Source organism: Streptomyces sp. NPDC056600, from assembly GCF_042792855.1.
Classification (GTDB): domain Bacteria; phylum Actinomycetota; class Actinomycetes; order Streptomycetales; family Streptomycetaceae; genus Streptomyces.
In genome coordinates, this window is sequence record NZ_JBHTVQ010000002.1 from 61262 (window position 1) to 83541 (window position 22280).

Here is a 22280-nt window from a genome sequence, read left to right on the forward strand (position 1 = left end):
CCCATCTACCTCGTACCGGTGGGGCCACTGGGGCCTCCCCGCGGGGGGTGTGCCCGTCCCGCCCGGCCGGGTCCCCCGGGGCGGGCCCGACGACGGCGCCGCGGTGTGCGCCGCGGCGGAGGTCACTCCACCTCGGAGGCCAGCCGCGCGAGGACGGCGTCGTGGATCCGGGCGAGACCCTTGGGGGCGAAGGTCTTCTCGAAGAAGCCGCCGATCCCGCCCGCACCGTTCCAGACCGTGCTGACGACCACCCGGGACGACCCCTCGCCGGCCGGGGTGACCCGCCAGGTGGTGACCATGGAGGAGTTGCGGTCCGTCTCGGCGAGCTCCCCGGCGGACGGCTCGGTCACCTCCAGGAGGCAGTCGCGCACCCGCTTCTTGGTCGCCTGCAGCTTCCAGTGCACGAGGGTGCCCGCGCCCTTGCCGCCCTCGCGCACCTCGTACTCGCTGTACTGCTCGGGCAGCAGCTTGGCGCGCGTGCCCTCGTAGTCCGCGAGAGCGGCGTACACCTCCTGCGCGTTCGCCGCGACGACCCGCTCGGTCGTGGCCTCCACCTGCGCCATCGCTTCCTCCAGCTCCTGGGGATCCAGCACGTCCGGCGTCAGCAAACCACCCCCGCACACGCCCGCCAAATCGGCTGCCCGTCGCCGCCGGGGCGTCCCGCCAGGTGCCGATCGCACGATCAAGGGAACACGTGTTCTATTATCGCTGTTCGACACGACCGAAGCGAGGCCTGCATGCGCTGGGAGAACCTCACGCCGGAGTCCGGCCGGACGGACCCCGCCCTGTTCGGGGCGGACTCGGTGACCACCCGGACCTTCGACACCCCGGAGTTCCGAGGCGTCACCTTCCACGAGATCAGGGCGCGGTCCATCGTGAACCGGGTGCCGGGCGCGTCCCGGATGCCGTTCGAGTGGACGGTGAACCCGTACCGCGGCTGCACCCACGCCTGCGTCTACTGCTTCGCCCGCAAGACGCACAGCTACCTGGACCTCGACACGGGTCTCGGCTTCGACTCACAGATCGTGGTGAAGCTGAACGCCCCCGAGCTGGTGCGCGCCAAGCTGGCCTCCCGGTCCTGGCACGGCGAGCACATCGCGATGGGCACCAACGTCGACTGCTACCAGCGCGCCGAGGGCCGTTACCGCCTGATGCCGGGGATCATCGCGGCGCTGCGCGACCACGCGAACCCGTTCTCCATCCTGACCAAGGGCACGCTGATCCTGCGCGACCTCGAACTGCTGGAGCAGGCGGCCGAGGTCACCGACGTGGGCGTGAACGTCTCGGTCGGGTTCGTCGACAGGGAGCTGTGGCGCACCGTCGAGCCCGGGACGCCCGCGCCCGAGCGCCGGCTGGACGTGATCCGCACGCTCGCCGAGCACGGCATCGACTGCGGGGTGCTGATGGCCCCGGTGATCCCCTTCCTCGGCGACCGGCCCGACCAGCTGCGCGCCACGGTCCGGGCGATCGCGGAGGCCGGCGCGAGCTCGGTGACCCCGCTGGTGCTGCACCTGCGGCCCGGGGCGCGCGAGTGGTACATGGCCTGGCTGGCCGAGCACCACCCGGAACTGGTGGGGCGCTACGAGCGGATGTACGCGGGCGGGGCGTACGCGCCGACCTGGTACCAGCGGCAGATCACCCGCCAGGTGCACGAGCTGGCCCGGGAGTACGGCATCGGCCCCGAGGGCGGAGCGGCCCGCCGCCGCATCCGTCCCGCACGGCCGGCCGCCGAGGGCGCCGCCGACGCGGAGGGCCCGGTGCAGCTCTCGCTGCTCTGAACGGGGCTCCCGGGCGGCCTTCACGAACGCGGGGGGCCTCCGGACCGAACGGGCTCACCCGACGCGGTCTCTGCACCGGACACCCACCCCCGGGAGTGGCGGGCTCCGCACCGGACCGGCCCCGCACGCACATACGCGCCGCGCCGCACCGACCCGCACTCGTACGGCCGTCTCCGGGCCGGATGCGCGAACGCCGACGCTGCCGGCCCCGCGCCGCACCTGCCGGAACCGCACACGCGCTCCGCGCCGGACGCGGCGGGCTCCCCCGGGCCGGACCGACCCGCACGCGACGCGCACGCACGCGCGCTCCTCGCCGCACCAGCCGGAACCGCACACGCGCTCTCGCACGGGCCGGACCCGCACGCACGCGGGCTCCGTGCCGAGGCCCGGCCACGGAACCCGCGGGCCGGACCCTCCCCCGCCCGCGCGGTGCCCCGCCCGGCGGCACGGTCGCGACCCGAAGGGGTCAATCTGGCCCGAAACACGCTCTTCCTCCCCCTTCCGGCGGCACGATGCGCCCTGGGCCCGTGGCACGCACGGACCGCCGACCCCGGGGAGACTGATGAAGAAACGCGTCGCCGTCCTGTGCGGCACCGCCGTCGCGCTGGCCTCGGCCCTCACCGCCGTACCGCCGGCGCAGGCCGCTCCGGTGCCCGCCGCGCCGGGGCTGAGCTGGAAGAAGTGCGCCACCGAGGACGCGCCCCGGCTCCAGTGCGCCACCGTGAAGGTGCCGCTGAACCACGCCGCCCCGGGCGGCCGGAAGATCACCCTGGCCCTGTCCCGCGTCCCGCACACGGCGAAGAAGTCGCTCGGCCCGCTGCTGGTCAACCCCGGCGGCCCCGGCGGCAGCGGGGTGGGCCTCGCCCCCGTCGTCGCCTCCGGGCTCCCCGCGTCCGTGGCCGCGCGCTACGACGTCGTCGGCTTCGACCCCCGGGGCGTCGGGAGGTCGCGGCCCGCGCTCGACTGCGTGCCCGGCTACTCCGACCCGGTCCGCCCGGACCCGGTGCCGGCCACCGCCGCGCTGGAGAAGGTCAATCTCGACCGGGCCCGGGCCTTCGCCGCCGCCTGCGGCAGGAAGCACGGGGACCTGCTGCCGTACGTCGACACGGTGAGCGCGGCGAAAGACCTCGACGTGATCCGGCGCGCGCTCGGCGCGAAGAAGATCAACTACCTGGGCTACTCCTACGGCACCTACCTGGGCTCCGTGTACGCCAAGCTGTACCCCGACCGGGTGCGGCGGATGGTGCTCGATTCCGTGGTCGACCCCACCGGGATCTGGTACGAGAACAACCTCCAGCAGGACATCGCCTTCGAGGACCGGCACCGCGCCTTCATGACCTGGGTGGCGCGGCACGACGCCGTGTACGGGCTCGGCGCCGACGCCGCCCGGGTCGAGGCGAAGTGGTACGCGATGCGCGCGGCGGTCGCCGCGAAGCCCGCCCAGGGCGTGGTCGGCCCGGCGGAGCTGGAGGATCTCTTCCTCCCGGGCGGCTACCACAACGGCTACTGGCCGCTGCTGGCACGGGTGTTCTCCGCCTACGCGGTGAAGAAGCAGGCCGCCCCGCTGGTGGAGGCCTACCGGACGGTCGGCGCGGTCGACGCCGCCGGGGACAACGGCTACAGCGTCTACACGGCGGTGATGTGCCGCGACGCCCGCTGGCCCCGGGAGTGGGGGCGGTGGCGCGCCGACAACTGGGCGGTGCACGAGAAGGCGCGGTTCATGACCTGGAGCAACGCCTGGTACAACGCGCCGTGCGCCTTCTGGCCCACGCAGGGCCTGCGGCGGCCCGTGGACGTCACCAACCACAAGGCCCCGCCGGTCCTGATCTTCCAGGCGACCGGGGACGCGGCGACGCCGTACGCCGGGGCTGTCCGCACGCACCGGCTGCTGCGCGGCTCCTCGCTGGTGGTCGAGGAGGGCGGCGGCAACCACGGCGTCACCCTCTCGGGCAACAAGTGCCTCGACCGGCACCTGGCGGCCTACCTCACCGACGGCACCGTCCCGCGCCGTCCGTCCGGCGAGGCGGACGCCACCTGCCCGGCCCTGCCCGACCCGAAGCCCGCCCAGGCGGCCACCCGGACCGCCGCCCCGCCCCACCCCTGGCCGCTCCCCCGCCCCTGACCGGACGGCACGAGCAGCGCGGGTGCGGCAGCCGGCCGTACCCGCGCGGCCCCCGCGGCCCCCGGGGCGGGGCGAAAAGCGGAAGCAGGCCGCCCGGCGGGCGGGGCATCATGGCCGGATGATCAGAGAGATGACGGCCGACGACTGCGCGCGCGTCGCCGAGGTGCGGATAGCCGGATGGCGGCACGCCTACACGGGACTGATGCCGCAGGCGTACCTGGACCGGATGGACCCGGTCGCCGCCACCGAGCACCACCGCACGCTCCTGGAGGGCGCCCGCCCCGGCGTCGTCAACCTGGTCGCCGAGCGCGACGGGCAGGTCGCCGGCTGGGCCTGCCTCGGCCCGAACCGCGACCCCGAACCGGGCTGGGAGCTCTACACGCTCTACGTGGACCCGGCGCACCACCGCGCCGGGCTCGGCAGCGCCCTGCTGCGCGCGTGCCTGCCCGCCGAGGGCGACACCTACCTCTGGGTGGTGCGCGGCAACGCCTCCGCCCGCGCCTTCTACGAGCGCCACGGCTTCGCCCCCGACGGCGCCGAGGAGCCCTACACGGTGGACGGCGTGGACGTCCCCGAGGTCCGCTACGTCCGGCCCGGGGCGGAGTCCAGCGACTGAAGGGCGGCGCGGGCCGCCTCCGCCAGTTCCGCCCGGCCGAGGGCCCGTTCCAGCACCGCGCGCCCGCGCGGGTCCCGGAGCTCGCCGAGCCCCTCGACGCAGGCCAGCGCCACCTCGCGGTGCGGGTCGCGTACCGCGGACAGCCGCCGCTCCAGCACCGTCACCAGCGCGGGCACCGCCTCGGGCGCCCGCAGGGCGACCAGCAGCCGGACCGGGTGGAGGGCGTAGCCGACGCGCAGTTCGTTGGTGGCGAGCGCGGCCGCCGCCCGCGCGGTGCGCGCGTCTCCCAGCCGGGCCAGCGCGTAGGCCGCCGAGGCGCAGCGCGGCGGGTCCCGGTGGTTGAGCAGCAGCACCAGCGGCTCGAACGCCCGGCCGTCACCGGCCAGCGAGAGCCGGAAGGCCGCCAGCTCCACCGCCCACAACGGGTGCCCGGGCTCGCTCAGCACCTCGGCGAGCTCCTCGGGCCCGGCGTCGGACACCAGCCGCCGGTGGGCGAACCCTCCTCCGGACTCGGCCCGCAACCGGGTTTCCAACAGCGCGAGTTGACCCTCGTCGTCGTTCACTCACCCAACCCTACGCAAATCACCCGGCCCCGTGGGAGCCGGATCACACACCCGAACACGCCGCACGGTCTGGCGCGCTCACTACTGGCCGGTTAAGCTCATACGAGCGAGCTACCCCTCGCGCCCCTCGCAGCGGCCTGGTGACGCAGCCGCCGCGAGCGCAGTCGGTTCGGTACCCCCGCGTACTTCCCGTACGGCGGTACCCGCGGCAACGCCGCACGACCCGGTCCCGGGACAGGACCGGTCGGACACAGGCACGCCCGCACGACCCGGCAGGTCGCCGTCGACCTCGCCGACTCCTCATCCCCGCACGCCCCTCGGCCTTCGTCGCCGCCGGCGTCGCGTTCCAGCCGTCACCTCACGCCTTCCTGGAGTCCGTCATGGCCGCTCCCTCTTCCCTGTCCCCCTCCGACAGCGCCTCCACCCTGCGGACCGTCGCCGTGGTGGGCCTCGGCACCATGGGCTCGGGCATCGCCGAGATCCTCGCCCGGGCCGGCCGCGAGGTCGTCGGCATCGACGTCGACCCGCAGGCCGCCGCCCGCGCCACTGCGGCGCTGGAGACCTCCACCGCCCGCTCCGTCGCCAAGGGCAAGCTCACCGAGGACGAGCGCGAGCAGGTCCTGGCCCGGCTGCGCACCTCCGCCGACCTGGCCGACGCCGCCCCCGCCGACCTGGTGATCGAGGTGGCCCCGGAGTCCTACGACGTCAAGCAGGGCGTCTTCCGCGCCCTGGACGGCATCGTCCGCCCGGACACGATCCTGGCGACCGGCACCAACGCCCTGTCGGTGACCCGGCTCGCCGCCGACTCGGCCCGTCCCGAGCGGGTCCTGGGCCTGCACTTCTTCAACCCGGCGCCCGCGATGAAGCTGGTCGAGATCGTCTCCTCGGTGCTCACCGCGCCGGCCGCCGTCACCGCCGTGACCGACCTGGCCCTGGAGCTGGGCAAGGAGCCGGTGAAGGTCGGCGACCGGCCCGGATTCGTCGCCGACGGCCTGCTGTTCGGCTACCTCAACCAGGCCGCCGCGATGTACGAGTCCCGGTACGCCTCCCGCGAGGACATCGACGCGGCGATGCGTTTCGGCTGCGGCCTGCCGATGGGCCCGCTGGCGCTGCTGGACCTGATCGGCGTCGACACCGCCCGCACCGTGCTGGAGGCGATGTACCAGGAGTCCCGCGACCGGCTGCACGCCCCCGCGCCGATCCTGCGCCAGCTCAGCGACGCCGGGCTCAACGGCCGCAAGTCCGGCCGCGGTTTCTACACCTACGAGGCGCCCGGCTCCGCCACCGTCGTCGCGGACGCGCTCACCCCTCGCCAGGACGCCGAGGCCGGCGCGGGCCGTCCGGTGCGCTCGGTGGGCGTCGCGGGCTCCGGCACCATGGCCTCCGGCATCGCCGAGGTCTTCGCCAAGGCCGGCTACGAGGTCGTCCTCGCCGCCCGCAGCGAGGAGAAGGCGACCGTCGCCAAGACGCGGATCGGCAAGTCGCTGGCCCGCTCGGTGGACCGGGGCCGGATGACGGCCGAGACGGCCGCGCAGACCCTGGACCGGATCACCCCGGCCGGCTCCTACGACGCCTTCGCCGACGTCGACCTGGCCGTCGAGGCCGTCGCCGAGGACCTCGAGGTCAAGCGGCAGCTGTTCGCCGCGCTGGACAAGGTCTGCAAGCCGGGCGCGGTCCTGGCCACGACCACCTCCTCGCTGCCGGTGGTCGCCTGCGCCCGGGCCACCTCCCGCCCGCGCGACGTGATCGGCATGCACTTCTTCAACCCGGCCCCGGCGATGAAGCTGGTCGAGGTGGTCCGCACCGTCCTCACCGACGACGACGTGCACGCCACCGTCCTCGAGGTCTGCCGCACGATCCGCAAGCACCCGGTGGACTGCGGCGACCGGGCCGGCTTCATCGTCAACGCGCTGCTGTTCCCGTACCTCAACAACGCGGTGAAGATGGTCCAGGAGCACTACGCGACGCTGGACGACATCGACGCCGCGATGAAGCTGGGCGGCGGCTACCCGATGGGCCCGTTCGAGCTGCTGGACGTGGTCGGGCTGGACGTCTCGCTGGCCATCGAGAAGGTGCTGCACCGCGAGTTCCGCGACCCGGGCCTGGCCCCGGCGCCGCTCCTGGAGCACCTGGTGGCCGCGGGCTGCCTGGGCCGGAAGACGGGCCGCGGCTTCCGCGAATATGCCCGGCGCTGAGCCCCGCCCGCGCCCCGACGGCGCCCCGGGGGACCCTGGGTCCCCCGGGGACTGGGGAGGCCTGCTCGAGCGGCCCGGCTTCCCCCTGTCGGACCCGGCGGCACCGCCCGTTCCGCCGGGCCCCGCTCCCGCTTCCCCGTCCACCCCCGGCCGGGGAAGCGGGACGCGCGTACACCGGGCTGCCCGGATGCAGTACGTTCAGGGCATGTCCCACCCCGCCAAGTCGACACGTACCCCCGCCGCGGCCGACGCCCCGGAGAGCGCCGCGGGCAGCCGGGCCGCGGCCCAGCGGCTCAAAATGCGCCGCGAGCTGGCGGCGGCGGCCATGGAGCTGTTCGCCACCAAGGGGTACGAGGCGACCACCGTCGACGAGATCGCGGCGGCGGCCGGCGTGGCCCGCCGCACCTTCTTCCGCCACTTCCGGTCGAAGGAGGAGGCGATCTTCCCCGACCACGACGACACGCTGGTCCGGGCGGAGGCGGTGCTGAAGGCGGCCCCCGCGCACGAGCATCCGCTGGACACGGTGTGCCGGGGCATCAAGGAGGTCATGCGGATGTACGCGGCCCACCCCGAGGTGTCGGTGGCCCGCTACAAGCTGACCCGTGAGGTGCCGACGCTGCGCGAGGCGGAGATCGCCTCGGTCGCCCGCTACGAGCGGCTGTTCACCCGCTACCTGCTCGGGCACTTCGACGAGAAGGCCCACGCTGACGACGCGAACGACGACCCGCTGCTGGCGGAGGTGGCGGCGTCCGCGGTCGTCACGGCCCACAACCACGTGCTGCGGCGGTGGCTGCGGGCCGACGGGCAGGGGGACGTGGAGCGGCAGCTGGACCACGCCTTCGCGATCGTGCGGCGGACGTTCGGACGGGGCATCGGTGCGGGGCGGGACGGCGCGGGGCAGGTCTCCCCCGACGCCGCGTCCGTCTCCGCCTCCGGCGAGGTCCTCGTCACCGTCGCCCGCGTCGACGCCCCCCTCGACGAGATCATGCACACCATCGAAAAGGCCCTCCGCGACCGCCCCTGACTCCCCTCCGTCGGGGGCCGGCTCCCTCTCCCCACACCCGCCCAACCCTCCGCTCCAACGAGACCGCAGCCCTGCGTCCCCTCTCTCCTCGCCGCCTCTCCGGCTCTTCTGCGGACACCCGCCCACCCCCTGCGGGCGGCTGGGCCGCCCAGGGGGCGGCACGGGCGGGCGCAGGCCCAGCCTCCGCGGCAAGCGGTTCGTTCCACCGAGCGCAAACCGACGGCACCGCACGCCCGGCACCCGCAGCACAGGGCTGAGCCCCGGCGGACAGCACCCGTTCGGATCCCTCGGCCCGCCCCCTTCCCGGAGGGCCTTACGCGGCGTGGAGCGAACCGTCCCGCGAGGACGTGGGGCCCTGTGCCCACCCGTGCCGCCCAGCGGCACGATTGCCCGCAGGCGGGGGGGACGCGTGAGCAGGCACCCCGTTGACCAAGGGGTGGCACCGAGTGTCACGCGCGAAGGTCAACGGGTCACCGCAGAGAGGGCCGCAAGGCTCGCAGCCGCCCTGCGAAGGGGCAATGCGGCACCGACCCGCCCCGCGCCTCTCCCCCGCCCCACACCACAAACCCCCTTGTGAGAGCTGATCGATCATCGATCGGGAGCGCCGCCTCCACCCCCTCTGATCGATCATCGCTCACCTGAATGGCAAAGTTTTCACCTGAGCGGAACTCATGGCACTCAGTGCCTTGTCAACCGTCACGCCGTGCCATACGTTGTGGGTGTCCGGACGGCCGGCGCACCACACGAACCGTGCGCCGGGTGTCCCCGCACGGCTCCACGGCCACGCGCGTCCGGACGCCTGCGTCACAGGCATCCCCAGGCATCCCCGCGCCACCACGCGCTGCCGCACCACCCGCCGAACCGACGGCACCACACCCTCAGCACCGCACCACACCCGCAGCACCGACGTACCCTCTGCGCCCCTCAGGCGGGCGCCCGTCGCCGGAGGCAACACCGTGACCGTGAAGGACATCCTGGACGCGATCCAGTCGCAGAACGCCTCGTCGGAGGACTTCGCCGCCCTCCCGCTCCCCGAGTCGTACCGCGCGATCACCGTGCACAAGGACGAGACGGAGATGTTCGCAGGCCTCGCGACCCGCGACAAGGACCCCCGCAAGTCCCTGCACCTGGACGACGTCCCCCTGCCGGAACTCGGCCCGGGCGAGGCCCTGGTGGCCGTGATGGCCTCCTCGGTCAACTACAACTCGGTGTGGACGTCCATCTTCGAGCCGCTGTCGACCTTCGGCTTCCTGGAGCGCTACGGCAAGGTCAGCGAGCTGACCAAGCGCCACGACCTGCCGTACCACATCATCGGCTCCGACCTGGCCGGCGTCGTCCTGCGCACCGGCCCCGGCGTGAACGCCTGGCGGCCCGGCGACGAGGTCGTCGCGCACTGCCTCAGCGTCGAGCTGGAGTCCTCCGACGGCCACAACGACACGATGCTCGACCCCGAGCAGCGGATCTGGGGCTTCGAGACCAACTTCGGCGGTCTCGCCGAGATCGCGCTGGTCAAGTCGAACCAGCTGATGCCCAAGCCGGACCACCTGAGCTGGGAGGAGGCCGCCTCCCCCGGCCTGGTCAACTCCACCGCCTACCGGCAGCTGGTCTCCGGCAACGGCGCCAACATGAAGCAGGGCGACAACGTCCTGATCTGGGGCGCCAGCGGCGGTCTCGGCTCCTACGCCACGCAGTTCGCGCTGGCCGGCGGCGCCACCCCGATCTGCGTGGTCTCCTCGCCGGAGAAGGCGGAGATCTGCCGCTCCATGGGCGCCGAGCTGATCATCGACCGCGCGGCCGAGGACTACCGGTTCTGGAAGGACGAGAACACCCAGGACCCGAAGGAGTGGAAGCGCTTCGGCAAGCGCATCCGCGAGCTCACCGGCGGCGAGGACATCGACATCGTCTTCGAGCACCCCGGCAAGGAGACCTTCGGCGCCTCGGTCTTCGTCACCCGCAAGGGCGGCACCATCACCACCTGCGCCTCCACCTCCGGCTACATGCACCAGTACGACAACCGCTACCTGTGGATGTCGCTCAAGCGGATCATCGGCTCGCACTTCGCCAACTACCGCGAGGCGTGGGAGGCCAACCGCCTGATCGCCAAGGGCAAGATCCACCCGACGCTGTCGAAGACGTACAGCCTGGAGGAGACCGGACAGGCGACCTACGACGTCCACCGCAACCTGCACCAGGGCAAGGTCGGCGTGCTGTGCCTGGCCCCGGAGGAGGGCCTGGGCGTCCGCGACCACGAGATGCGCGCCCAGCACCTCGACGCGATCAACCGCTTCCGGAACGTCTGAGAAACGGCGGACGACAGATGTCAGAGCGTCAGAAGGACCGTCCGTGGCTGATGCGGACGTACGCCGGCCACTCGACGGCCGAGGCGTCCAACGAGCTGTACCGGCGCAACCTCGCCAAGGGGCAGACCGGCCTGTCGGTGGCGTTCGACCTGCCCACCCAGACCGGTTACGACTCCGACCACGTCCTCGCCCGCGGCGAGGTCGGCCGGGTCGGGGTGCCGGTGGCCCACGTCGGCGACATGCGCCGTCTCTTCGAGGACATCCCCCTCGAGAAGATGAACACCTCGATGACCATCAACGCCACCGCCATGTGGCTGCTGGCGCTCTACCAGGTCGTCGCCGAGGAGCAGGGCGCGGAGGTCGCGGCCCTCCAGGGCACCACCCAGAACGACATCGTCAAGGAGTACCTGTCCCGGGGGACGCACGTCTTCCCGCCCGGGCCCTCGCTGCGGCTGACCACGGACCTGATCACCTACACGGTCACCCACATGCCGAAGTGGAACCCGATCAACATCTGCAGCTACCACCTGCAGGAGGCGGGGGCCACCCCGGTCCAGGAGATCGCCTACGCGATGTCCACGGCGATCGCCGTCCTGGACGCGGTCCGCGACAGCGGCCAGGTGCCCGAGGAGAAGTTCGGCGACGTGGTCGCCCGGATCTCGTTCTTCGTGAACGCCGGCGTCCGCTTCGTCGAGGAGATGTGCAAGATGCGGGCCTTCACCCGCATCTGGGACCGCGTCACCCGTGAGCGGTACGGCATCGAGGACGCCAAGCAGCGGCGCTTCCGGTACGGCGTCCAGGTCAACTCGCTCGGTCTGACCGAGGCGCAGCCGGAGAACAACGTCCAGCGGATCGTGCTGGAGATGCTGGCCGTCACCCTCTCCAAGGACGCCCGGGCCCGCGCCGTGCAGCTGCCGGCCTGGAACGAGGCGCTGGGCCTGCCCCGGCCGTGGGACCAGCAGTGGTCGCTGCGGATCCAGCAGGTGCTCGCCTACGAGAGCGACCTGCTGGAGTACGGCGACATCTTCGAGGGCTCGACGGTGATCGAGGCCAAGGTCGCCGAGCTGGTCGAGGCGTCCTGGGCGGAGATGGACCGGATCCAGGAGATGGGCGGCGCGATGGCCGCCGTGGAGTCGGGCTACCTCAAGTCGCAGCTGGTCGCCTCGCACGCGGAGCGCCGTGCGCGGATCGAGGCGGGGCACGACAGGATCGTCGGCGTGAACGTCTTCGAGTCGACCGAGCCCAGCCCGCTCACCGCGGACCTGGACACGGCGATCCAGACGGTCGACCCGGCCGTCGAGGCCCGGGTGATCTCCTCGCTGCAGGCATGGCGGGACACCCGCTACCAGCCGCCGTTCAACCACCCGCGTCCGTGCAAGGCGCTGGAGCGGCTGAAGCAGGCGGCACGCGGCAAGGACAACCTCATGGAAGCCACCCTCGAATGCGCCCGTGCGGGGGCGACCACCGGGGAGTGGGCGGGAGCGCTGCGGGAGGTGTTCGGTGAGTACCGGGCGCCCACCGGCGTCTCGTCCGCCCCGGTGGCGGTGGCGGCCGAGGACGGCACCGGGCTGGCCGAGGTCCGCCGCCGGGTCGAGGCCACCGCCCGCGACCTGGGCGCGGGCAAGCTGCGCTTCCTGGTCGGCAAGCCGGGCCTGGACGGGCACTCCAACGGCGCCGAGCAGATCGCCGTGCGGGCCCGCGACGCCGGCTTCGAGGTGGTCTACCAGGGCATCCGGCTGACCCCGGAGCAGATCGTGGACGCGGCCCTCGCCGAGGACGTGCACGCGGTCGGCCTGTCCATCCTGTCCGGCTCGCACGCCCAGCTGGTGCCGGACGTCCTGACCCGGCTGCGCACCGCCGGCGCCGACGACATCCCGGTGATCGCCGGCGGCATCATCCCGGGCGCGGACGCCGAGCAGCTCCGGTCCGCCGGGGTGGCCGCCGTGTTCACCCCGAAGGACTTCGACATCACCACGATCATCGGCCGTATCGTCGACGAGATCCGCAAGGCCAACAAGCTCGACCCCCTGGAGGTCCCCGCATGACCGCGCCCCAGCCCGTGAACCGCCTGCGTCCGCGGCGCTCCTGCCTGGCCGTTCCCGGCTCCAACCCGCGCTTCCTGGAGAAGGCCCAGGGGCTGCCCGCGGACCAGGTCTTCCTGGACCTGGAGGACGCCTGCGCGCCGCTGGCCAAGCCGGAGGCCCGGCACACCATCGTCAAGTTCCTCAACGAGGGCGACTGGACGGGCAAGACCCGCGTGGTCCGGGTCAACGACTGGACCACCGAGTGGACCTACCGCGACGTGGTGACGGTCGTCGAGGGCGCCGGCCCGAACCTGGACTGCATCATGCTGCCCAAGGTGCAGAACGCCGAGCAGGTCGTCGCGCTGGACCTCCTGCTGACCCAGATCGAGAAGACGATGGGCTTCGAGGTCGGCCGGATCGGCATCGAGGCGCAGATCGAGAACGCCCAGGGCCTGAACAACGTCAACGCGATCGCCGAGGCCTCGCCGCGCCTGGAGACCATCATCTTCGGCCCCGCCGACTTCATGGCCTCCATCAACATGAAGACCCTGGTGGTGGGCGAGCAGCCGCCCGGCTACGGCGCCGACGCGTACCACTACATCCTGATGAAGATCCTGATGGCGGCCCGCGCCAACGACCTTCAGGCGATCGACGGCCCCTACCTGCAGATCCGCAACGTGGACGGCTTCCGCGAGGTGGCCGGCCGGGCCGCGGCGCTGGGCTTCGACGGCAAGTGGGTGCTGCACCCGGGCCAGGTGGACGCCGCCAACGAGGTCTTCTCCCCCTCGCAGGAGGACTACGACCACGCCGAACTGATCCTGGACGCGTACGAGTACTGCACGTCCGAGGCCGGCGGCAAGAAGGGCTCGGCGATGCTCGGCGACGAGATGATCGACGAGGCGAGCCGGAAGATGGCGCTGGTCGTCGCGGGCAAGGGCCGTGCGGCCGGGCTCGAGCGCACCAGCAAGTTCGAGATCCCGGAGGGCTGAGCCATGCAGTTCGGGCGCACCTACGAGGAGTTCGAGGTCGGGGCGACGTACAAGCACTGGCCGGGCAAGACGGTCACCGAGTACGACGACCACCTCTTCTGTCTCCTCACCATGAACCACCACCCGCTCCACATGGACGGCAACTACGCGGAGAAGACGACCGACTTCGGCAAGAACGTCGTGGTGGGCAACTACGTCTACTCGCTGCTGCTCGGCATGTCGGTGCCGGACGTCTCGGGCAAGGCGATCGCCAACCTGGAGATCGAGTCGCTCAAGCACGTGGCGCCGACCTTCCACGGCGACACGATCTACGGCCAGACCACCGTGCTCGACAAGTGGCCGTCGAAGTCCAAGGACGACCGCGGCATCGTGTACGTGGAGACCAAGGGCTACAAGCAGGACGGCACCCTGGTCTGCGTCTTCCGCCGCAAGGTGATGGTGCCGACCGAGACGTACATCAAGGAGCGCGGCGGCGAGCAGCCCGGCCGGCCCGAGCTGAAGGAGAAGGAGTCCAAGGGATGAGCCGCCTCGCCCGGACCCACGGTCTGACCGACGTCCAGCAGGAGATCCTGTCCACGGTCAGGGACTTCGTGGACAAGGAGATCATCCCGGTCGCCACGCAGCTGGAGCACCGCGACGAGTACCCGCAGGCGATCGTCGACGGCCTGAAGGAACTCGGCCTGTTCGGGCTGATGATCCCCGAGGAGTACGGGGGCCTGGGCGAGTCGCTCCTGACCTACGCGCTGTGCGTGGAGGAGATCGCCCGGGGCTGGATGTCGGTCTCCGGCATCATCAACACCCATTTCATCGTCGCCTACATGCTCAAGCAGCACGGCACCGAGGAGCAGAAGGACTACTTCCTTCCGCGGATGGCGGCCGGCGAGATCCGCGGCGCCTTCTCGATGTCGGAGCCGGCGCTCGGCTCGGACGTGTCGGCCATCACGTCCAAGGCGGTCCGCGAGGGCGACGACTTCGTCCTCACCGGGCAGAAGATGTGGCTCACCAACGGCGGAACGTCCACGCTCGTCGCCGTGCTGGTGAAGAGTGACGAAGGACACCCCGAGGGCACCGCGGCGCACAAGTCGATGACGACCTTCCTCGTCGAGAAGCCGGCCGGCTTCGGCGAGGTCCTTCCCGGGCTGACCATCCCCGGGAAGATCGACAAGATGGGCTACAAGGGGGTCGACACCACCGAGCTCATCATGGACGGCCTGCGAATTCCGGCCAATCGGGTACTGGGTGGCAAAACCGGCCGCGGCTTCTACCAGATGATGGACGGCGTCGAGGTCGGGCGCGTCAATGTGGCGGCCCGTGGCTGTGGCGTCGCACAGCGTGCGTTCGAGCTGGGCGTGCAGTACGCCCAGCAGCGTCACACCTTCGGCAAGCCGATCGCCCAGCACCAGGCGATCCAGTTCAAATTGGCCGAAATGGCCACCAAGGTCGAAGCGGCTCATGCGATGATGGTTAATGCAGCCCGCAAAAAGGACTCCGGGGAACGAAACGACCTCGAGGCAGGGATGGCGAAATACCTCGCCAGCGAATACTGCAAGGAGGTCGTGGAGGATGCCTTCCGGATCCACGGCGGCTACGGCTTCTCGAAGGAGTACGAGATCGAGCGCCTCTACCGAGAGGCTCCGATGCTGCTCATCGGTGAAGGCACCGCAGAAATCCAGAAGATGATCATTGGACGCAGGCTCCTCGAGGAGTACCGCTTCCAGGGCTGATTCCGAAGAGTTCCGGTCGCAGCCCGGTCGATTGTCCCGCTACGGGGTGTTTTCTTCGAGAAGAAGATCACACCCCGTCAGCGCTCCCGGCGCTCGACTCGGCTTCTGGCTTGCCCAGTTGCAGTGCCCGCCCGGTACGATTCCGGAAAGCCGCCGTCCCCAGAACTGCAGCGCGGCACCATCCCGCTACGAAGGTCTTCCATGCCCCACAGCCAAGACTCTGCACACCGCGACAGCATCGCCGGCACCCGGCTCGCGCGGGGAGCGTCGCCGTGGCTCGCGCCGACGGTCGCCACGGCCGCGCTCAGCCTGCTCCGGGCGCGCCGTTCCGGCGCGGCCAAGGCCGTCGCCGTGCCCGCCACCGCTCTCGCGGCGGGCATGCTGTGGTTCTTCCGTGACCCGGAGCGTGAGATCACGCAGGGCCGCGTGATCTCGCCCGCCGACGGCGTGGTGCAGAGCATCATGCCCTGGAAGGACGGCCGCACCCGCGTCGCCATCTTCATGAGCCCGCTCAACGTCCACGTCAACCGCGCGCCGCTGGCCGGCACCGTGACGTCGGTCGAGCACGTGCCGGGTGGGTTCGTCCCCGCTTTCAACAAGGAGAGCGAGAACAACGAGCGCGTCGTCTGGCACTTCGACACCGAGCTCGGCGACATCGAGATGATCCAGATCGCCGGCGCGGTGGCCCGCCGCATCGTGCCCTACATCCCGCAGGGGACCAAGGTCGAGCAGGGCGAGCGGATCGGTCTCATCCGGTTCGGCTCGCGCGTCGACCTGTACCTCCCGGCCGGGGTGGAGGTCGCGGTCGAGGTCGGCCAGAAGACCGTGGCTGGGGTGACTCGAATTGACCGTGACTGACCGAGATCCGAGTACCGGCTGGTCGCCTTCGGCGGACGGCCACGCCGAGGAGTGCGACGAGGAGGAGATGCCTCTGTCGCTCCGCCTGTCGATAGCCGACACGCTCACCCTCGGCAACGCGACCTGCGGCTTCATGGCGGTGTACTTCACCACCACCGGCATCCTGATCCCGCACCTCACCGGCAGCCAGGAGACGGGCATGGCCCGTCACAGCGCGGCCACCGCGGTGATCCTGATGCTGGCCGCGGCGATCTTCGACCTGTTCGACGGCCAGGTCGCCCGCAAGCTGCGGTCCTCGCCGATGGGCGCGGAGCTGGACAACCTGTCCGACCTGATCAGCTTCGGGCTCGCGCCGGCGTACTTCGTGCTGGTGTACGGCATGGTCGCCGACGACGCCCATCAGCGGGTGGCGGCGCTGGCCGCGATCGTGGTGCTGCTGGCGGTGGTGCTGCGGCTTGCGCGGTTCTCCATCGTGACGGTGCCCAACGGCACGTTCCAGGGCATGCCGTCCCCCTTCGGGGCGCTGACGGTGGTCTCCATCGTGCTGCTCGAGCTGCCGTTCGTGGCGACGCTGCTGGCGGTGCTGGGCACGGCGTGGCTGATGGTGAGCCGCGTCGAGTACCCGAAGCCGCGGGGCAAGTCCGCGGTGGCGATGCTGATCTGGATCGTGGCCTCGATGGGCATGCTGGTCGCCTGGGCGGTCGGCGCTCCCGCCGGCGAGCTGCTGCTCCAGGCCGGCTGCGCGCTGCAGCTGGTGCTGGGTGCGGTGATCCCGCTGTTCGCCACGGCCCGCCGGGTGAACAACTTCCGCGACAACCGTCGCGAGGCCCGAGCGGCCCAGCTCCAGTAGCACCGCCCCTCGCCCGACGTACGGCCCCCCGAGCCCTCACGGCTCGGGGGGCCGTCGGCGTTCCCGGGCTCCCCGGGCTCCCCGGGCTCCCCGGGCTCCCCGGGCGCCTCCGCCCGCTTCAGTGGCGGGCGCGGTGGCGCAGGACGCCGTCGCGGACCTCGGCGACCCGGTCCGCGGCGGCGAGGTGGGTGGCGTCGTGGGTGACCAGGACGGTGGCCGTGCCCTGCCGGCGGGTGAGGCGGGTGATCAGGTCGACGACCTCGGCGCCCCGTTCGTGGTCGAGGGCGCTGGTGGGCTCGTCGACGAGGAGGACGGTGGGGTCGTTCATCAGGGCGCGGGCGATGTTGACGCGCTGGCGCTGGCCGCCGGAGAGCTGGTGGGGACGGCGGCCGGCCAGATCGGCGAGGCCGACCGCGTCGAGGAGGTCGAGCGCGCGGGCACAGGCCCTCGTGGGGCTGCGGCCGTCGATGACGGCCATGACCTGGAGCTGCTCGGCAGCGGTGAGGGAGGGCAGCAGGTTGGGCTGCTGGAAGACGATGCCGATCTTCCGGCGCCGCAGGTCGGTGAGCGCGTCCCGGCCCATGCCGGTGGTGTCGGCGCCGTCGACGGTGACGGTGCCGGAGTCGGCGGTGATCAGGGTGGCGGCCACGGCCAGCAGGCTGGACTTGCCGGAGCCGGAGGGTCCGACCACGGCGGTGAGGCTTCCCCCGGGAACGTCCAGGGTGACCCGGTCGAGGGCGGTCAGGCGCGTGTCCCCGTCGGGGTAGGTGAGGGTGACGTCGGTCAGGTTCAGGCTCATCGGGCACTTCCCAGGGCGATCAGCGGGTCGACGGAGGTGATGCGGCGGACGGACAGGCCGGCCCCGGCGGCGCCGAGGAGGATCGTCACGGCGGCGGGGAGCAGAACCGTGGCGGGGGTCAGGAGGAAGGGCACGGCCCCGCCGGCGACCAGCGCGCCGAGGGCGGCGGCGAGGCCGGTGCCGAGGGCGGTGCCGCCGGCGAGCAGGACGAGGGCCTGGGCGAGGGAGTCCCGCACGAGCCCCGCCGTGGACGCTCCGAGGGCCTTGAGGACGGCGACGTCGCCACTGCGCTGGATGGTCCACACGGTGAAGAAGGCGCCGACGACGAGGGCGGAGATGGCGAACAGGAAGCCGCGCATCAGCTGCAGCGAGCCGTTCTCGGAGGTGTACGAGCCGATCGCGGAGAGCGAGTCGTCCTTGGTGAGGGTCCTGGTGCCCACGGCCCGGTCGGTGGCCGCGGTGTCGACGTCCGGTCCGGTGTCCAGGGCGATCACGGTGGCGGTCGGGCTCCGGTCCGTGCCGTCGCCCGCGCCCCTGCCCTCACCGGCGCCGGAGCGGGGAGCCGCCTTCCGCCAGACGTCGAGGGTGGTCCAGACGACCGGGGTGTGGCTGAAGGAGGCGTCGCCCTCGACGGCGGCCACGGTCAGCCGCTGTCCGGCCAGGGTGAGGGTGCTCCCCGGCCCGGCGCCGAGGTCCTCGGCGGCCGCGGCGGACAGCACCGCCGACCGCTCGTCCAGGTGGTCTGCGGCCGGGGCGAGACGGGATCCCGGGCGGACGCCGAAGGCGGAGACCGCGGCGCTCCTGTCCCCGGCGGTGGCCCGGGTGGTGGTGATGCCGAGCGGCTCCGCCCGACGGACGCCGGGGGTCCCGGCCCACCGCTGCCACTGCTCCTCGGTGACGGTGGAGTCGGAGTACGACACGTCCGGTGCGCCGTCGGCTCCCTGGAAGGCGATCCGGTCGGCGGGCAGGCCGGTGATCGCGGAGGTGTTCTGCCGGCCCAGTCCGGCGGTGAGGCCGGACAGCAGGCCAACCAGCAGGGTGATGAGGACGATGACGGAACCCATCAGGGCGAAGCGCCCCTTGGCGAACCTGAGGTCTCTCCATGCGACGAACACGACTTCTGCCTGCCTCTTTCCGGCGGGGGAACGGGTGTGTCCCCACCCTCGCCGCGGACGCCCCGCGCGGGCATCCGGCGCGGGACGGCACTTGGCGGGCCGGAGGGCGGCGCCCGGCTTGTAACTTTCGGCGGAGGCGGTCCGGTGGGACGCTTCCTTAGGCTGGAGGCACTGTGAACACCGCCGCTGCCGCCCTCACCCCGACCAGCCGGGCCCTCACCTGGTGCCTGCACCTGCTCGTCGTCGGCCTGCTCGTGCTGGCCGCCGGCCGGTCCGTGGCCGACGGTGCGCCTCACGCGGGGGCGACCGTGGCGGCGGCCGCGGGGTGCGCCGCGGTGTACGCGGCCGGACCCGCCCTGCCGCGCGTCCGCCGGTCGCGGCGTGCCGCGGCCTGCTGGCTGGCCGCCGTGGGCGCCTGCTGGCTGGTGCTGCTGGTGCTCACCGCCGACGCGGTGTGGGTGGCCTTCCCCCTGTACTTCCTGCAGACCCACCTGCTGCCGCGCCGGGCCGGCCTGGCCGCCGTCGGCGCGACAGCGCTGTGCGCCGTCGCCGCCTTCGCGGTCCACCAGGGATCGTTCACCCCCGCCATGGCGATCGGTCCCGTCCTGGGCGCGGCGGTCGCCGTCGCGGTGGTGTGGGGCTACCAGGCGCTGTACCGGGAGAGTGAGGAGCGGCGCGGGCTGATCGAGGAACTGACCGCCACGCGGGCCGACCTGGCCAGGGCGGAACACACCGCCGGTGTCCTGGCCGAGCGCGAACGCCTGGCCCGCGAGATCCACGACACCCTCGCGCAGGGCTTCTCCAGCATCCAGCTGCTGCTGCGCGCCGCCGAGCGGGCCCTGCCCGGGGCCCCGGAGAGCGCCGCACGCCACGTCGGCCAGGCCCGCCGGGCGGCGGTGGACAACCTCGCCGAGGCCCGCCGCTTCGTCTCCGCGCTCACCCCGCCCGCCCTGGAGGACACCACTCTGGCCGGAGCGCTGGAACGCCTGTGCTCCACCACGTCCGCCCGGCACCCGGTCACCGTGCGCTTCCGCCTCACCGGCCGTGCCGCGCCGCTGCCGACCGCACTGGAGGTCGCGTTGCTGCGCGTGGCCCAGTCCGCCCTCGCCAACACCGTCCACCACGCCCACGCCACCACCGCCGAGGTCACCCTGGGCCACCTCGGCCGCCAGGTGGCGCTGGAGGTCGTCGACGACGGCGTGGGCTTCGACCCCGGCCGGCCGGCCGCCCCGGGCCGCGGGAGCGGCGGCTTCGGCCTGGCCGCCATGCGGGCGCGTCTGGACGACCTCGGCGGCACGCTCACCGTCGAGTCGGCTCCGGGCCGCGGCACCGCCCTGACCGCCCGGCTGCCCGTCGACCCGGCGAGCCCGGAACGCCCGGTGGCCCCGGTGAACCCCGCTTCCGACGACGAACACGAGGACCCTCGGTGACCGACACACCCGTCCCACCCGTCCGACTGCTCCTGGCCGACGACCATCCGGTGGTGCGGGCCGGGCTCCGCGCCGTGCTGGAGACCGAGCCCGGCCTCACCGTCGTCGCGGAGGCGGCCACCGCCGAGGAGGCCGTCGCCCGTGCCGCGCGGGGCGACGTCGACGTCGTCCTGATGGATCTGCGGTTCGGCAACGGCATGGGCGGGGCCGAGGCCACCGCCCGGATCACCGCCCGGCCCGGCGCCCCACGGGTGCTGGTCGTCACCACCTACGACTCCGACGCGGACACCCTGCCCGCCATCGAGGCCGGTGCCACCGGCTATCTGCTCAAGGACGCTCCGCCCGAGGTCCTGGCCGCGGCCGTCCGCGGCGCCGCCACAGGTCGCACCACTCTCGCCCCCACCGTCGCCGACCGCCTCATGGAACGGCTCCGCACCCCCCACGCCGCCCTGACCCGCCGGGAGACCGAAGTGCTCTCCCTGGTCGCCGAGGGGCTGTCCAACCAGGCGATCGGCCGGCGGCTCCACCTCACGGAGGGCACCGTCAAGTCCCACCTGGCCCGTGTCTACGCCAAGCTCGGGACCAGCTCCCGCACCGCCGCCGTGGCCACCGCCGCCGACCTCGGCCTCATCCGCCGCTGAGCCCTCCGGCCTCTCCTTCGCGGGCACCGCGCGGAGCGGCCCGCCCTACACCAGCCAGTCCCGGGCCAGGGACTCCGCGACGCGCTCCAGCAGGGGCCCGGCGTTCGCGACGCTGCGGGTGACGTCCGGTTCCAGCGCCGCCAGGGGGTAGGCGCGGGCGATGCCGGCGCCCCCGAGCTCCTCGGGGGTGAGGGCGAGGCGGCCGCAGACGGCGACCACGGGGACCCCCGCGGCGCCGGCCGCCGCCGCGACGCCCGCCGGGGCCTTCCCCCGCAGCGTCTGCGCGTCCAGCGAGCCCTCCCCCGTGATCACCAGGTCCGCCCGGTCCAACTCCGTGGCGAAGCCGACGACCTCCATCAGCACCTCGATGCCCGGCCGGAAGCGCGCCCCCAGCAGCAGCGCCGCGTAGCCGAGTCCGCCGGCGGCTCCCGCCCCCGGAGCCTGGGCGAGGCCCTTGGCCCGGGGTCCCGCGGCCTCCTCCATGACCTCCGCGTACCGTCCGAGCGCCGCGTCGAGCACCGCGACGTCCTCGGGCGAGGCGCCCTTCTGCGGCCCGTACACGGCGGCCGCCCCGAAGGGCCCGGTCAGCGGGTTGTCGACGTCGCTCGCGAGGACCAGCTCCACCGTCCCGTCGCCCACCCGGGGGTCCAGGCCGGAGAGGTCGACCGACGCCAGCGCCCCGAGGGCCCCTCCCCCGGGCGACAGCTCCCGCCCGTCCGCGTCCAGGAACCGCGCCCCGAGCGCGGCCAGCATGCCCGCGCCGCCGTCCGTGGTCGCGCTCCCGCCCACGCCGAACACCACCGTCCGGGCTCCCGCGTCCAGCGCGGCCCGCAGGAGCTCCCCCGAGCCGCGGGTGGTCGCGGTGAGCGGGGCGAGGACGCCGCCCGGCAGCCGCTGCAGTCCGCTCGCCTCGGCCATCTCCACCACGGCGGTGTCGCCCCGCGCCGCGAAGGCCGCCCCGACCTGCTCCCCCACGGGCCCGGTCACCCGCGTCCGGTGCCGGGTGAATCCGGCGGCCACCGCCGCGTCCACCGTCCCGTCGCCGCCGTCGGCGACCGGCAGGGCGGCCACCTCGACGTCCGGCGCGACGCGCCGCAGCCCCGCCGTGACGCGTTCGGCCACCTCGACCGCGGTCAGCGATCCCTTGAACTTGTCCGCGGCGACCAGCACCCGCCGGGTCTTCTCCACCACAACGCCTCCGCTCTCCGGCCACCCGTCGCAGCGACCTTAGGACGGGTGCGCCCGCGCCCGC

19 protein-coding genes are annotated in these 22280 nt (G+C 72.9%); 14 read left to right on the forward strand and 5 right to left on the reverse strand.

The annotated features are described in order from the left end of the window. Positions 1–122 precede the first annotated feature (122 nt). Complete coding sequence (locus ACFRAV_RS01555; protein WP_382550665.1) at positions 123–563, reverse strand: SRPBCC family protein; 441 nt, start codon at positions 561–563, stop codon at positions 123–125. A 174-nt stretch (positions 564–737) separates the two neighbouring features. Here ACFRAV_RS01555 and ACFRAV_RS01560 point away from each other — a divergent pair, with 174 nt between their 5' ends. From ACFRAV_RS01560 to ACFRAV_RS01570, 3 genes are all read left to right on the forward strand, one after another. Further along, positions 738–1778 carry an Rv2578c family radical SAM protein gene (locus tag ACFRAV_RS01560; RefSeq protein WP_382550382.1) on the forward strand — a complete coding sequence of 347 codons (1041 nt, stop codon included), beginning with the start codon at positions 738–740 and terminating at the stop codon, positions 1776–1778. A 562-nt stretch (positions 1779–2340) separates the two neighbouring features. Further along, positions 2341–3900 (forward strand): alpha/beta hydrolase, encoded by a 1560-nt coding sequence (locus tag ACFRAV_RS01565; RefSeq protein ID WP_382550384.1) that lies wholly within the window; start codon positions 2341–2343, stop codon positions 3898–3900. Positions 3901–4018: 118 nt separating this feature from the next. Continuing rightward, entirely contained in the window at positions 4019–4516 is a 498-nt protein-coding gene (locus tag ACFRAV_RS01570) for a GNAT family N-acetyltransferase (RefSeq protein ID WP_382550386.1), read from the forward strand. Here the strand turns inward: ACFRAV_RS01570 and ACFRAV_RS01575 are convergent. Continuing rightward, positions 4483–5079: a HEAT repeat domain-containing protein gene (locus ACFRAV_RS01575; protein WP_382550388.1), complete on the reverse strand. Its 597-nt coding sequence runs from the start codon at positions 5077–5079 to the stop codon at positions 4483–4485. The two genes, ACFRAV_RS01570 and ACFRAV_RS01575, sit on opposite strands and share 34 nt — an antisense overlap. A 380-nt stretch (positions 5080–5459) precedes the next feature. Between ACFRAV_RS01575 and ACFRAV_RS01580 the strand changes: the two genes are divergently transcribed. From ACFRAV_RS01580 to pssA, 9 genes are all read left to right on the forward strand, one after another. Then, positions 5460–7274 (forward strand): 3-hydroxyacyl-CoA dehydrogenase family protein, encoded by a 1815-nt coding sequence (locus tag ACFRAV_RS01580; RefSeq protein WP_382550390.1) that lies wholly within the window; start codon positions 5460–5462, stop codon positions 7272–7274. Between the two features lie 205 nt (positions 7275–7479). After that, a complete protein-coding gene (locus ACFRAV_RS01585) occupies positions 7480–8298 on the forward strand; it encodes a TetR family transcriptional regulator (protein WP_245967428.1) in 819 nt (272 codons plus the stop codon). A 962-nt stretch (positions 8299–9260) separates the two neighbouring features. Continuing rightward, the gene (ccrA, locus tag ACFRAV_RS01590; RefSeq protein WP_382550668.1) at positions 9261–10598 is read left to right on the forward strand and encodes a crotonyl-CoA carboxylase/reductase; all 1338 of its coding nucleotides are present in this window, start codon (positions 9261–9263) and stop codon (positions 10596–10598) included. Positions 10599–10615: 17 nt separating this feature from the next. Beyond that, complete coding sequence (locus ACFRAV_RS01595; RefSeq protein WP_382550392.1) at positions 10616–12643, forward strand: protein meaA; 2028 nt, start codon at positions 10616–10618, stop codon at positions 12641–12643. Continuing rightward, positions 12640–13611: an HpcH/HpaI aldolase/citrate lyase family protein gene (locus ACFRAV_RS01600; RefSeq protein WP_382550394.1), complete on the forward strand. Its 972-nt coding sequence runs from the start codon at positions 12640–12642 to the stop codon at positions 13609–13611. Before ACFRAV_RS01595 ends, ACFRAV_RS01600 begins: the two co-directional genes overlap by 4 nt. A gap of 3 nt (positions 13612–13614) precedes the next feature. Next, the gene (locus ACFRAV_RS01605) at positions 13615–14133 is read left to right on the forward strand and encodes a MaoC family dehydratase (RefSeq protein WP_382550396.1); all 519 of its coding nucleotides are present in this window, start codon (positions 13615–13617) and stop codon (positions 14131–14133) included. Beyond that, the gene (locus tag ACFRAV_RS01610; protein WP_382550398.1) at positions 14130–15335 is read left to right on the forward strand and encodes an acyl-CoA dehydrogenase family protein; all 1206 of its coding nucleotides are present in this window, start codon (positions 14130–14132) and stop codon (positions 15333–15335) included. Before ACFRAV_RS01605 ends, ACFRAV_RS01610 begins: the two co-directional genes overlap by 4 nt. A 201-nt stretch (positions 15336–15536) precedes the next feature. Next, on the forward strand, positions 15537–16193 hold the full coding sequence (locus ACFRAV_RS01615) for a phosphatidylserine decarboxylase (protein WP_351111172.1): 657 nt from the start codon (positions 15537–15539) through the stop codon (positions 16191–16193). 67 nt (positions 16194–16260) lie between these two features. Next, complete coding sequence (gene pssA / locus ACFRAV_RS01620; protein WP_382550671.1) at positions 16261–17043, forward strand: CDP-diacylglycerol--serine O-phosphatidyltransferase; 783 nt, start codon at positions 16261–16263, stop codon at positions 17041–17043. Positions 17044–17161: 118 nt separating this feature from the next. On the opposite strand, the gene ACFRAV_RS01625 is transcribed toward pssA, so the two are convergent. Then, positions 17162–17842, reverse strand: coding sequence for an ABC transporter ATP-binding protein (locus ACFRAV_RS01625; RefSeq protein ID WP_382550400.1), 681 nt, complete (start codon positions 17840–17842; stop codon positions 17162–17164). Then, complete coding sequence (locus ACFRAV_RS01630) at positions 17839–18957, reverse strand: ABC transporter permease (RefSeq protein WP_382550402.1); 1119 nt, start codon at positions 18955–18957, stop codon at positions 17839–17841. Before ACFRAV_RS01630 ends, ACFRAV_RS01625 begins: the two co-directional genes overlap by 4 nt. A gap of 173 nt (positions 18958–19130) precedes the next feature. On the opposite strand from ACFRAV_RS01630, the gene ACFRAV_RS01635 reads away from it, so the two are divergent. Both ACFRAV_RS01635 and ACFRAV_RS01640 read left to right on the forward strand, forming a co-directional pair. Further along, positions 19131–20387, forward strand: coding sequence for a sensor histidine kinase (locus tag ACFRAV_RS01635; RefSeq protein ID WP_382550405.1), 1257 nt, complete (start codon positions 19131–19133; stop codon positions 20385–20387). Further along, a complete protein-coding gene (locus tag ACFRAV_RS01640; protein WP_382550407.1) occupies positions 20384–21028 on the forward strand; it encodes a response regulator in 645 nt (214 codons plus the stop codon). The genes ACFRAV_RS01635 and ACFRAV_RS01640 overlap by 4 nt, the downstream gene beginning before the upstream one ends. 45 nt (positions 21029–21073) lie before the next feature. Here ACFRAV_RS01640 and ACFRAV_RS01645 read toward each other — a convergent pair whose 3' ends face one another. Further along, positions 21074–22216 carry a glycerate kinase gene (locus tag ACFRAV_RS01645; protein ID WP_382550674.1) on the reverse strand — a complete coding sequence of 381 codons (1143 nt, stop codon included), beginning with the start codon at positions 22214–22216 and terminating at the stop codon, positions 21074–21076. Between the last annotated feature and the right edge of the window lie 64 nt (positions 22217–22280).